Annotated in this window: 13 protein-coding genes; 2 read left to right on the top strand and 11 right to left on the bottom strand. The window is 38.6% G+C overall.

The window, feature by feature from the left end:
- Window positions 1–245 precede the first annotated feature (245 nt).
- Together zapE and B9T25_RS10770 are read right to left on the bottom strand one after the other, a co-directional pair.
- Window positions 246–1,394, bottom strand: coding sequence for a cell division protein ZapE (gene zapE, locus B9T25_RS10775; protein ID WP_086188420.1), 1,149 nt, complete (start codon window positions 1,392–1,394; stop codon window positions 246–248).
- An 84-nt stretch (window positions 1,395–1,478) separates the two neighbouring features.
- Complete coding sequence (locus B9T25_RS10770) at window positions 1,479–2,486, bottom strand: helix-turn-helix domain-containing protein (protein ID WP_171262762.1); 1,008 nt, start codon at window positions 2,484–2,486, stop codon at window positions 1,479–1,481.
- Between the two features lie 154 nt (window positions 2,487–2,640).
- Between B9T25_RS10770 and B9T25_RS10765 the strand changes: the two genes are divergently transcribed.
- The gene (locus B9T25_RS10765) at window positions 2,641–4,152 is read left to right on the top strand and encodes a flavin-containing monooxygenase (RefSeq protein ID WP_086188419.1); all 1,512 of its coding nucleotides are present in this window, start codon (window positions 2,641–2,643) and stop codon (window positions 4,150–4,152) included.
- Between the two features lie 51 nt (window positions 4,153–4,203).
- Complete coding sequence (locus B9T25_RS10760) at window positions 4,204–5,112, top strand: lysine exporter LysO family protein (protein ID WP_086188418.1); 909 nt, start codon at window positions 4,204–4,206, stop codon at window positions 5,110–5,112.
- 506 nt (window positions 5,113–5,618) lie between these two features.
- On the opposite strand, the gene pyrF is transcribed toward B9T25_RS10760, so the two are convergent.
- The 9 genes from pyrF to ung all read right to left on the bottom strand — a co-directional run bounded on the left by pyrF (window position 5,619) and on the right by ung (window position 12,761).
- Window positions 5,619–6,299: an orotidine-5'-phosphate decarboxylase gene (gene pyrF / locus B9T25_RS10755; protein ID WP_086188417.1), complete on the bottom strand. Its 681-nt coding sequence runs from the start codon at window positions 6,297–6,299 to the stop codon at window positions 5,619–5,621.
- A 263-nt stretch (window positions 6,300–6,562) separates the two neighbouring features.
- A complete protein-coding gene (locus B9T25_RS10750) occupies window positions 6,563–6,928 on the bottom strand; it encodes a lipopolysaccharide assembly protein LapA domain-containing protein (RefSeq protein WP_086188416.1) in 366 nt (121 codons plus the stop codon).
- A 25-nt stretch (window positions 6,929–6,953) separates the two neighbouring features.
- On the bottom strand, window positions 6,954–7,256 hold the full coding sequence (locus B9T25_RS10745; protein ID WP_086188415.1) for an integration host factor subunit beta: 303 nt from the start codon (window positions 7,254–7,256) through the stop codon (window positions 6,954–6,956).
- A gap of 163 nt (window positions 7,257–7,419) precedes the next feature.
- Window positions 7,420–9,096 (bottom strand): 30S ribosomal protein S1, encoded by a 1,677-nt coding sequence (gene rpsA, locus B9T25_RS10740; RefSeq protein ID WP_086188414.1) that lies wholly within the window; start codon window positions 9,094–9,096, stop codon window positions 7,420–7,422.
- A gap of 107 nt (window positions 9,097–9,203) precedes the next feature.
- Window positions 9,204–9,893 carry a (d)CMP kinase gene (gene cmk, locus B9T25_RS10735; protein ID WP_086188413.1) on the bottom strand — a complete coding sequence of 230 codons (690 nt, stop codon included), beginning with the start codon at window positions 9,891–9,893 and terminating at the stop codon, window positions 9,204–9,206.
- 17 nt (window positions 9,894–9,910) lie between these two features.
- On the bottom strand, window positions 9,911–10,342 hold the full coding sequence (locus B9T25_RS10730) for an SRPBCC family protein (protein ID WP_086188412.1): 432 nt from the start codon (window positions 10,340–10,342) through the stop codon (window positions 9,911–9,913).
- A gap of 45 nt (window positions 10,343–10,387) precedes the next feature.
- Window positions 10,388–10,924 carry a tRNA adenosine(34) deaminase TadA gene (tadA, locus tag B9T25_RS10725; RefSeq protein ID WP_086188411.1) on the bottom strand — a complete coding sequence of 179 codons (537 nt, stop codon included), beginning with the start codon at window positions 10,922–10,924 and terminating at the stop codon, window positions 10,388–10,390.
- A 2-nt stretch (window positions 10,925–10,926) separates the two neighbouring features.
- The gene (locus B9T25_RS10720) at window positions 10,927–12,051 is read right to left on the bottom strand and encodes an enoyl-CoA hydratase/isomerase family protein (RefSeq protein ID WP_086188410.1); all 1,125 of its coding nucleotides are present in this window, start codon (window positions 12,049–12,051) and stop codon (window positions 10,927–10,929) included.
- Window positions 12,048–12,761: a uracil-DNA glycosylase gene (gene ung, locus B9T25_RS10715; protein ID WP_086188409.1), complete on the bottom strand. Its 714-nt coding sequence runs from the start codon at window positions 12,759–12,761 to the stop codon at window positions 12,048–12,050. Before ung ends, B9T25_RS10720 begins: the two co-directional genes overlap by 4 nt.
- Window positions 12,762–12,789 lie beyond the last annotated feature (28 nt).

Here is a 12,789-nt window from a genome sequence, read left to right as displayed (position 1 = left end):
ATTGAATAAAATACAGATCACAAAAGCGACATTATCATCAGCTTAAGCTTAAATACCTTTTTACAGTGTATAAAGTTTTTGAAATGTCAACATTAGACTTAAGTGCAGATTCTTAGATAAAAATAGCACTTAAAACCAATATTGCTATAGTTATAGAGCAAAGAGTAAACAATGACTAGTCTTAAATGTGGACAAAACAGATATTTTCTAGTCATAAAAAAAGCGCCATTTCTGGCGCTTAATGTTTAATTGGCTTCCGATTTTATTTTCTGAATTTGTTTATGTGCTGCATTCAAGTAGTCATCAGATTGCATTTCAAGTAAACGTGAACGCGTGCGTTCAATTTCAAAGGCTAATTTTTCACCTTTATAAAGATCAATAATGGAATCTTCAGAGGTGAGTAACAGTTTTACACCGCGATCATAAAACTCATCGACCAAATAAATAAAACGACGCGCACCTTCCGACAAGTGATCTGTTAAATGCGGAACATTACTCACCAATACCGTATTGTAAATATTAGCAATTTCAATAAAGTCTGCTGGGCTACGCGGTTTGAAACACAACTCTGAAAATTCACACCATAAAATATCTTCAGTATGCCCAACCGTTTGAACGATACGATTATTAATAATAATCGACTCTTGGGAAATGGTTTGCGTTTGTGTCAATGCGCTAAAACGCTGTGCGATCCAATTTTTATGGTCATGGGTGAGCGGGTTCTTAAATAATTGTGCCTGTTTAAGTACACGTAAACGATAGTCCACGCCCGCATCGACATTTAACACCACACAATTCTTTTTCACCATTTCAATGGTTGGAATGAAGCGATCACGATGAATACCATTCTTATACAGACCATCTGGGGCAATATTTGATGTCGCAATCAAAGTGACCCCACGATCAAATAATTTTTGGAATAATTCACTTAAAATCATGGCATCGGTAACGTTTGAAACAAAAAATTCATCAAAACAAATCACTACTGCTTGTTGATAAATTTGGTCAGCCACCAATTCAAGTGGATTACGCTGTCCCGACAACTTATTTAACTCACGATGAACGTGCTGCATAAAATGATGGAAATGCATACGCATTTTGCGGCGAAAAGGAATTGAATCAAAAAACTGATCCATTAACCATGTTTTACCACGCCCTACACCGCCCCACATATATACACCTTGTGGAGATGTTTGACGACGGAAACGACGAAAGGCTTTTTTTGATGCTTTAAAGCGTTGAATCAGTTCTTGCCAAACACGATCTAACTCATGAACAGCTTGTGCCTGTGCATCATCTGGCATGAACTGACCAGAAGATATCGCTTGCGCATAACGTTCTGCAGGTGACAAAGGAGTAAAGGCTGTACTGTGCTTAGAATTTAAATCAGACATATCATTGAATACTATTTTAGGCTATGCAAAGTATAGCGAAGATTGAGAAGGAAGATATAACACTTTGGCATTAATAAACTTAGGCTATTTAACGTACTGACGCGGACTGTATCCAAACCACCGTTTAAAAGCATGATTAAAAGCTGCTGGTTCTGAATAACCCAACAATTCGGCAATCATTTCAATTGAATACTCTTTATACTCTATAAGCCTTAATGCTTTATCTTTAATTAACTGTTCACGTATTTGTTTGTAACTACTTTGCAGTTGTTGCAATTGGTGACGTAAGGTTCGCTCTGGAATTTGTAAGGCTTGCGCTGTTTCTGCCATTGTAGGCATTATCCCTTGCTGTAATTCTAAATAATCTTGCACCCGTTGTACCAATGAAGGGATATGTTCATCTATACTTAAGCGCTCCAATTCGGCAACGCATTTTCTTTCATAGATCATAAAAGTCATTTTATCGGCCGATGGAATTTGCACATTTAGCACTGCATCATCAAACCAAAATTCTGCATTCTCCGATCCAAACCGTAACTCTGAACCATAGTAATCATGATAAATTTCTAAGAACTGCTGATTTTCTGATTGTACAAATGGCAATTCAATATGGATTTGGGGAATGCTCAATCCCATCATTTTATAAAGATCTTGAATAAATTTATACGTTCCTGAAATTTCACATTGCGCATGCAGTAACCCCAAATCACTGGTTAAGTCTTGTGGTTCATAACACAGTGCAACTTTGTGCTCTGTATATTTCAAACTTAAAGACCCAGTTAAATGGGTAAGCGCTTGATAGCGGATTCCTCGTTCTAAAGCTGTACGCACATTTTTACTGGTCACCAATAACATGAGCAAAGGACCATAGCCTGCAAGTGCATAATGTTGCCCAATCAACAAACCAGTTTCAGGCGCAACATCCTGCCCAATTACCCTTAGTACATCCCACTCCAAGCTAGGATGAATAATTGAACTTGGATCCAAAGCATCTGCACGTAGACCAATACTTTGAAGTTTTTGATCAACCTCGACCCCAGCTTTACGCATGCCTTGAATTAAATACATCAAGCCGAGAATTGACCGTTTCATAGCATTTTCTAATTAAAGGAATATGACATTTTTTACTATAAAATTTCGTTCTTGCAAATTGCCGAATCTATCAATTTTTTTGTCATACTTATCATGTTACTTGTTCTGTTATTCATTTAAGCTGTAAAAAATAAAACTCCAAGGCACATAAATAATGCGCAATACAACTCAAATAAAGCAAACAGTACAGCAAACTCAAATTGCAATTATTGGTGCAGGTTTTGGTGGCTTAGCCATGGCAATTCGTTTATTGCAAAATAACATTCAAGATTTTGTCATTTTAGAGAAAGCCAATGATATCGGTGGTACATGGCGTGAAAACCAATACCCCGGTGCTGCATGTGATGTGCAATCCCATATGTATTCACTTTCTTTTGCGCCTAAAAGCGATTGGTCAAAGCGCTATGCCGAAGCACCTGAAATTTTTGCATATATACAAAGCTTAATCAGTACTTATGATTTAAAAAAATATTGCCAATTTAACTGTGAAGTGATGGCTGCCGAATACAATGAACAAAGTTGTGACTGGACACTAACTTTAAATAATGACAGAACTCTTATCGCACAATTTGTTATTTTTGCATCTGGTCCATTACATGTGCCGCAAATTCCACATATCAAAGGCATTGAAAAATTTCAGGGCAAAGTTTTCCATTCATCGCAGTGGGATCATCAATATGACCTCAATAACAAATCTGTCGCATCAATTGGTACGGGTGGCAGCGCTATTCAATACATTCCAGAAATTGCAGAACAGGTTAAACAACTGTATGTGATGCAACGCACCCCAGCTTGGGTGATTCCACGTGATGAGCGCAGCTATCCAAATATAGAAAAAAAACTCTTTGCCAAATATGATTGGTTACGCAAAATGCACCGTGTACGCTTATACTGGTCCAATGAATCTCGCGTTGTGCCTATTGTTAAACCAACCGTGATGAAATATGCGCAAAAATTGGCTGAAGCTTATATTAGGTATCAAGTCAAAGATAAAAATACCGCCAATAAACTGATCCCGAATTACATTATGGGATGTAAGCGCATTTTGATTTCCAATAAATATTTTCCGACCTTTAACCGTAGTAATGTTGAACTGATTACCGATGCTATTCAAGAATTAACCAACAACAGCATTATTACCAAAGATGGTAAAGAACGTACTATTGATTGCTTAATTTATGGGACGGGTTTTATTACCGATCCACGCATTTACTTGAAATCATTTCAATGTCTTGGCGAAAATGGGCTCAATTTACACGATGCTTGGCATGATGGTGCAGAAAGTTTTTATGGCATTTGCACTAAAGGTTTCCCCAATTTTTTCCAGTTATTAGGTCCAAATACTGTTCTAGCACATAACTCCGTCATCTTTATGATTGAATCTCAAGTCAACTATATTTTACAAATAATTCAACTGGTCAAACAAACGCATAGCCATGCAATTGTGGTGAAAGACCAAGTGCAAGCTCAATTTAATCAAGATGTACAAACATTGCTCAATGGAACTGTTTGGCAATCTGGCTGTGTCAGTTGGTATCAACAAGATGGCGGTAAAAACTTTGCACTTTGGCCAACATATACATGGAAATATTGGTTAAAAACTAAAAAACTTAATCCCGCAGATTACCGTTTGCTAAATAAAACCTCTGGAAGCCGTGCAGCTTAATCACTTAATGGTCATAATAAGCAGGTGTCTTTTCACCTGCTGACTTTTTGTATGCAATCGCTTTGGTTGATTATTCAACTTCTTATCTGTTTATGCTTTGGATTCATTCTTGCACGCAAACTCCCGCATTGGCTAGAAAGCTTAGCATTTAAAATGCTGCCCTATTTTACTTATATTTTGCTTATTACGATTGCAATTGAATTCTCTCAAACATTGCATAATATTAGCAGCCCATTACAAATTTTATCAAATGCACTCACACTCTCGATTGCAACATCAGTCGGTGCTTTTCTTTGTTGTTACCTTCTGTTTAAAAGTATTGGCTACCAACCAACTCAAGGCAAAGTTTCCGCAGAACTACTGATCAAATCACTCATCAATATCAGTTATGCTTTTATTGCACTCGCATTAGGCTATGGGCTTGCCGAACTGTTTAATCATTTTGACTATACATTGCATGTCAGCACATGGAATTTACTGCTTATTTTCATGTTTTTAATTGGTTTAGATCTAGCGTATTCACCACTTGACCGCTCATGGCTTAACTGGAAAATCATGCTCGTCCCTATTGGCTGTATTATCGGATCACTCGCTGGCGCATTGTTTACAGCAACAATCATCAAAGATATTAGCCTCAAAGATTTAATTATGCTGTCTCAAGGTTATGGCTTTTATTCCATGACCGGTATTGTCGTGACTGAATTGAAAAATGCCGAACTGGGTAGTACCGCCCTGTTGAATGATTTATTTAGAGAAATTATTGCAATTCTTTTGATGTATAGCATTGGTTGGCGCTATCCGCGCTCAGCGATTTCATCTGCCGCAGCAACAGCAATGGATGTCACTCTACCAATGGTTAAACAGGCCTGTGGCAATGAATTTATTCCGCATGCGATGGTCAGCGGTTTTGTGCTTTCCCTACTTGCACCTATTATGGTGAGTGTATTGGCTGCGCTTTAAAAATCTCCCTAAACCCCTCTTTTCCAAAGAAGGACTTTCCATCCGCTAAAATAACGGAGTTTCTCCTCTCTTTAAAAGGGAGGTTGGGAGTAATGCCTGTCAGTTAAGAAATTGATTGGCTTTTTTATTTTAAATTCATGATGTTATTCGATACGCGGAAACGTCATCAGCAACTTGAGCAATAAATAAAGCACGACTTTATTTATTGCTCAAGGCAAAATTATTTTAAAAGAGTAAGGTTTCTGCGATTAATGAATCAATAAAAGGTATTTGACGAGTTTTGCGGTGAAAATAGTTTTAAATAATTTATTTAAAACTATTTTCAAGATGCCTTTCTTGCGAACTCAAAATATATTTTGAGACTTCTCATTTAGGCTTACCCAAAGCAACAAACAAGCCCCAAGCATTTGATTTAAAAATATAATAATCCGTCATAAACAACTAAAAAGCTAAGGACTTTATTTCTAAAACCCTTAACTAACTGGCATTAGAGGCGAGAGGGATTTTTATAACGAGGCTAAAATATCTTTCAATGTTTGACCCATATTTTCCGATTGCGTAATTGGACGACCAATTACCAAGTGAGTCGAACCATCCATCATCGCTTGCTTCGGTGTCACAATACGCTTTTGATCATCTGCATTTGAACCTACAGGGCGAATACCAGGTGTCACCAAAGAAAAATCTGGTCCTAATGTTTCACGCAGCATTTTTGCTTCTTGAGCAGAACACACCACGCCATCCAAACCACTCTCTTGAGTCAATTTAGCAAGACGCTTTACTTGTTCAAATGGCTCAATATCCAACCCTAAGTCTTTGAGGTCTTCACGCCCCATTGACGTCAGTACAGTCACAGCAATCAACTGTGTGCTGTAATTCCCTGCTTTTAAGCGCTGGACACAAGTTTCCATCATCTTACGACCACCAGATGCATGAACGTTTACCATCCATACACCTAAATCTGCTGCTGCACCAACTGCTTGTGCTGTCGTATTTGGAATATCGTGAAATTTTAAATCAAGAAAAACTTCAAAGCCTTTGTCCTGTAATGCCTTAACTACACTTGGACCTTCATGGGTAAATAACTCTTTACCAACTTTTACTCGACACAATGTAGGATCTAACTGCTCTGCAATTGTAAGTGCGTCATATTGGCTTTTAGCATCTAATGCAACAATGATACTCAAGAGATTTACCCTTCATTCAGACAAAAAGAAAGCTCATTATAAAGAATATCCCTGTACGCTGATAGTTGAAAAAATTGCATTAAGCGCAATTGGTAAAATAAGTATCTTCCTTTTTTATAAATTTTGTACAATATTGATAAGTTATACCCATAAAAAAACACCCCAAATAAATACTTTGGAGTGTTATAAATCTTTATTTGTAAATACATAATTTAGCTCAACTCCAGTGTAGATCACACCAATGAGAAGCTAAACTATTCGACTTATAATGGATTAGACGAGCGATCCTCAGGATTGATATCTAAAACTGTTTTTTCATGTCGCGTATGTGCAGCAGCTTCAGCGGCAGCCAACTGAGCAGCTTGAATTTGCTCTTTTCGGAGGTATTCAATATCTTTACGAAGTCGTTTAATTTCCCAACTATTCTGAAATACTCGAAAAACCTGCACACCTAACAATAAACCCAACACTACACCCAAAGCTAATGTTAATAGCAACAATAAGCCTAAACGCATAGCAGGAACTTGGGTAAATAATAGATCTACCGTTAACTCAGTACTATTTTGCAAGACCAAAGCCAATGAATAGCCAAACAGTATAATTAACAAAGCGACTAATACGTAACGCATAAACACCCCCTTCTGGAATTTTTTATTACTGAGCAGTCTCGTTTACTGCATCACGCAACGCTTTACCAGGTTTGAAATGTGGAACTGCTTTTGCAGCCACTTCAACAGACTTACCTGTTTTAGGATTACGCCCCACTCGTGGATCACGGTGATGCAAAGCAAAACTACCAAAACCACGAATTTCAATACGATTATCAGATGATAATGCAGCTATCATTTGATCAATCATAATTTTAACAGCTTCCTCGACTAAAGGCTCTGCTAAGTGTGGATTTTTAAGGGAAATTCGCTCTATTAAGTCAGACTTATTAAGTGCTTCCGTAGTCATTTTCGACCTCTTTAATTATCAAGCTACTTTGTAGATGATCCGATAATAACCTGTTTAAATACAAAACGGTAGCGTAATAAGTTAATACTACGCTACCGTTTACAGTATTTGTGTAAAAAGTATTGGTTAATTTACATTAACAATACATTTTAACATCTACTTATTAGTGGTTCATTTGAGCTTTAATCAAATCACCAATAGTCTTAGGACCATTCTCTTGACCAGTTGCTACTGTTTTCAAGTTAGCAACGGCTTCTTTCTCTTCAGCTTCGTCTTTCGCTTTGATAGACAAGTTGATAGAGCGAGATTTACGGTCTACATTGATGATTTTAGCTTCAACTTCTTGACCAACTTCCAAGAACTTAGTTGCATCTTCAACGCGATCACGGTTGATTTCAGAAGCTTTAAGAGAAGCTTCAACTTCGTCAGCTAACTTAATAGTTGCGCCTTTAGCGTCAACAGCAGTTACAGTACCTTTAACCAAAGCACCGCGTTCGTTAGTTGCCAAGAAATCATTGAACGGATCGTTGTTCATTTGTTTGATGCCAAGGCTGATACGGTTGCCTTCAGCGTCTACAGATAAGATAACCGCTTCAACAGTGTCACCTTTCTTGTAACGACGAATAGCTTCTTCGCCTTGTTCGTTCCAAGAAATATCAGACAAGTGAACTAGACCATCGATACCACCTGGTAAACCGATGAAGATACCGAAATCAGTGATCGATTTGATAGTACCAGATACTTTTTCGCCTTTGTCGTGGTCTTTAGCAAACTCTTCCCATGGGTTAGCACGAGTTTGTTTGATACCAAGAGAAATACGACGACGTTCTTCATCAACTTCAAGAACCATAACATCAACTTCGTCACCAATCTGAACAACTTTAGATGGGTGGATGTTTTTGTTAGTGTGATCCATTTCTGAAACGTGTACTAAACCTTCAACGCCTTCAGCGATTTCAGCGAAACAACCATAATCAGTAAGGTTAGTTACGCGCGCTTTAACGATTGAACCTTTAGGGTAACGATTCATGATCGCTAACCATGGATCTTCGCCTAATTGTTTAAGGCCTAAAGATACGCGGTTACGTTCGCGGTCAAATTTAAGTACTTTAACAGTAACTTCTTGACCAACTTCAACAACTTCTGAAGGATGCTTGATACGTTTCCAAGCCATGTCAGTGATGTGAAGAAGACCATCGATACCGCCAAGGTCAACGAATGCGCCGTAATCAGTAAGGTTTTTAATCGTACCTGTAACTGTTTGACCTTCTTCAAGCTGAGCAAGAAGAGCTTCACGGTCAGCTGAAGATTCAGCTTCCATAACAGCACGACGAGATACAACAACGTTGTTACGTTTAGCATCAAGTTTGATTACTTTGAATTCTAACTCTTTACCTTCAAGGTGAGTCGTATCACGGATAGGACGAGTGTCTACCAAAGAACCTGGTAAGAACGCACGAACTGGACCGATGTCAACAGTGAAACCGCCTTTAACTTTACCAGAGATAACACCAGTAACGATTTCGCCGTCTTCAAAGATTTTTTCAAGTTTAGTCCAAGTTTCAGCACGTTTAGCTTTTTCACGTGATAAAACAGTTTGACCCATACCGTTGTCAAGAGCTTCAACAACAACGTCAACAGTATCACCAACTTGAACTTCAAGTTCACGTTGGTCGTTTAAGAATTCAGCGCGGTCAACAATACCTTCTGATTTAAGGCCAGTGTCAACTGTTACCCAATCAGAGTCGATGCTTACTACAACGCCTTGGATGACTGCACCCTTTTCAACGTTGAGGTTTAATTCGCTTTCTTCAAAGAGGGCTGCAAAAGATTCGGTCATGATATACCTGATAAAGTCAGCGGTCTTGGATCAGACAAGGCCGGTTTAATAAAGCTTCCACATAGTCCGTAATAAACTGATCTAGCTATGCTTTGGCTGAAAATTCTTTAATTGACTAATAATTGCTTATCAACAAAATTCGTCATCAACTCGAATACTTCATCAATGCCCAATTCTGAACTATCAATGATATAAGCATCTGTTGCTGGCTTGAGTGGAGCGACTGTGCGCTCCATATCTCTTTTGTCTCGAGCTTCGATATTAGCTAAAATGTCGTTTATTTTAACATCTAGCCCCATACCCTGCAACTGCTTTACACGTCGCGATGCTCGAGATTCAGCCGATGCTGTAAGGTAAATTTTTGCTTGAGCCTCTGGAAAAATGGCTGTTGCCATGTCGCGCCCATCTGCAACTAAGCCTGGTTCTTGGGCAAAAGCGTGCTGACGCTCTAAAAGCGCGGCTCTAAGTTCAGGAATTGCGGCAACTTTTGATGCAAATTCACCCACTCGCTCAGTACGAATGGTTTGAGTGACATCTTCACCATCAAGCTGGACTTGGGTATTATTGCTTTCAGTTGTAACAAATTTTATGTCTAAATTTGTTGCAATTTTAATGCATTGCTCAAGTGATGAATCTAAAGAATCCAATAAATCTTGTTGATGTAATGACAGCCCCAACAGACGATATAAAGCACCTGAGTCCAATAAATGAAATTGATAGTGCGCTGCGAGTTTAGCCGCAAGTGTCCCTTTTCCAGAACCACTTGGGCCATCGATAGTAATAATTTGAACTGTCATTAATTTTCCACTTTATGCTATACAGTTTTAGCTAATTTCGAAAAACCTAGTTTAATCGCAGATTTAAGCTGTGCAAGGATTAATTTACTCACAAAAGGTGCACGCGCCTGCAACTCAATGGTATAGGTCACTAAAGTTTTGTCTGCATCCACTGCTTCAAACTCAATAATCCCTAAATGATGCTTCACCAAAGGGTTTTTAATAATTTGATATTCAATTCGCTGATTCGGTTCAAGTAAAGTAATTTGCTCTTGTAAAGGTTTGATTGGACCAAAACCCATACGACGTACCGAACCCACCCCATCAGGACGCTCTGGATCGGCAGAATCTTTCACGCGCACCACTTGAATTGGCGCAAAGGCAACATTATAAGTCGCATGTTTTGATAACAAATTAAAAACTTGATCGATGGGTGCGTTAAATTCTTTTTTGATTTGAATAGAATTCATGAATTATCCTAAATTTTAGTTGACAATGATTATTGTCATTCTATTTTACATACTTCTAACTGAATTATTCTGATCATTTAAGGACTTTTCTTGTAACTTTTGCAGTCTTTTTTGCTTACGACGCATTTTAAAAAAATCACTCAGTTGTTTGGCGCATTGTTCACCCAAACAGCCTGTTGTAATATCAAACTGATGATTATAATAACCTGTTTCAAATAACTTTCTTGCACTAACCAAAGAACCAGCTTTCGGCTCAGTTGCACCAAATACCACTTTAGAGACCCGTGCATGAATTAAAGCACCTACACACATAGTACAAGGCTCTAAAGTCACATAAAGTACAGCGTCTTCTGGAAGGCGGTAATTATTCAGACTTAAACAGGCTTGACGTAATGCTTGAACCTCAGCGTGTGCCGTTGGATCACTCAGTGAAATGGGCGCATTATAGCCCGTGCCAATAATTTGATTTTGACTGACAATCACTGCACCGACAGGAATTTCTTCCTTCGAGGCTGCGATGGCAGCTTGCTCGTAAGCAAACTGCATCCAATATTCGTCTGTCAGTTGTATTTCATCAGTCATTCTTAACCGATCACACCATAATGTTTCAAAAGATTGTTCCAGCTTTCATTTTTAGTTACAGGTGGACAATCTGACAAAATTGCTTTTAGTGAGAAATCAACGCCCTTTTTCCATTCTGGAGAAAGATCTTTATCCACCAAACGCGCACGAACACCTTCTACAAAATCTGGATGACGAATCTTCCAATCCGAAATTTGAGTTTCAAGCTCAAAAACCTCATTCCAAGAGTGAACCTGTTTACCCCATTGCCATAACAACCATGTTAAAGCAGCTGTGGTCGGTGAACCTTTTTGCAAGTTTTCACTGGCTTGGCGCAACCAATCACTTCTTGCATCACTCAAACCAATAATAGATTCGTAATCATGCTCAAAGTTAACCCCACGACAAACACTTTGAATCACGTCTAATGAGTTTTGTAATGGACCAGGCCCAACTGGACGATGCATACTATTTAAAGTGTCATCGATGGCACGAAAATCACCTGCAGGATAATGCCCCCAATCAATATTGATTAGTTTTTCTAGCACATTATCACGCTGCGTATCACAAATATGGGTTGCCCAACCAATGCCATAAGCACCAGCTGCGGTCATAATTGAACCTGTTAAGCCCGTAAACAAACCGATTGCGCCACGATCTGCCAAGAAACGTGTAGCACCCACATCTGGATATAGTCCAATATTAATTTCAGGCATCGCTAAACGTGAATATGGGGTCACAAGGCGGAATGGCGCTGCCATAAACAACCCTAGCCCACCACCCATCACATAGCCTTCGCCCCACACAAGCACAGGCTTAGCATAATTATGCAGCAACAAATCTAATGCATATTCTTGTTCAAAAAATTTATTGGCAGTATCCACTTCATCGTTAATCACCAACTGACGAAGTTTACGAACATCACCACCTGCACAGAATGCTTTGGGTGTCGTGGAATCCAACCAGATTGCTTTTACGGCATCATCATGTTGAAAATCTTGAAACACTTGTAAAAGTGCAGTTGCAATTGATTCATCTAAAGCATGTAGAGATTTCGGGCGATTCAGGCGAACAATGCGCCAGCCATTATTTGCTTCCTCTACAATTAGATCGGAATGATAACTTTTCAATTCAGGAGATAGTGTCATGCGTCCAGCTGCCAATTTATAGGCTCAATGCCATTTTGTTTCAGATAATTATTGGATTTTGAAAATACTTTACAACCAAAAAAACCACCACGATTCGCCGCCAATGGTGACGGATGAGCAGCCTTTAATACTAAATGCTTATTTTGATCAATGCGCTGTCCTTTACGCTGCGCATATGCACCCCAAAGAATAAAAACAATATGCTCACACTGCTCATTTAAAACATCAATCACGTGATCGGTAAAATCTTCCCAACCCCGTTTTTGATGCGAAGTCGGCTGACCTGCTTCAACAGTCAATACAGCATTGAGCAACAACACACCTTGTTCAGCCCAACGCGTTAAATCACCATGGACTGGTTTAACAACACCCAAATCTGTATTTAACTCATGAAAAATATTACGCAAAGATGGGGGTATTGCAACCCCTTTCTGAACTGAAAAACTTAATCCATGTGCCTGATCTGGCCCATGATATGGATCCTGCCCCAAAATCACCACTTTAACATTAGTCAAAGGTGTAGTATTTAACGCATTAAAAATTAGTGAACTTGGTGGATAAATCACTTTATCTGCTTTTTTTTCCTGAACAAGAAAGTCTTTTAACTCATCCATTTTTGGACTGAGTAAAAATTCACTCAAACCACTTTTCCAACCCGCATCCAATTGAATTTTATCCAATTTAATTTGCTGTTGTTCAGTTAAAGACATAACTGTTTCCTAATCCTTGTTTAAAACC

The sequence above is a fragment of the Acinetobacter sp. ANC 4470 genome (assembly GCF_002135335.1).
GTDB lineage: Bacteria > Pseudomonadota > Gammaproteobacteria > Pseudomonadales > Moraxellaceae > Acinetobacter.
Note: the sequence above shows the minus strand (reverse complement) of the source record. Positions and strands in the feature narration are given on the sequence as shown.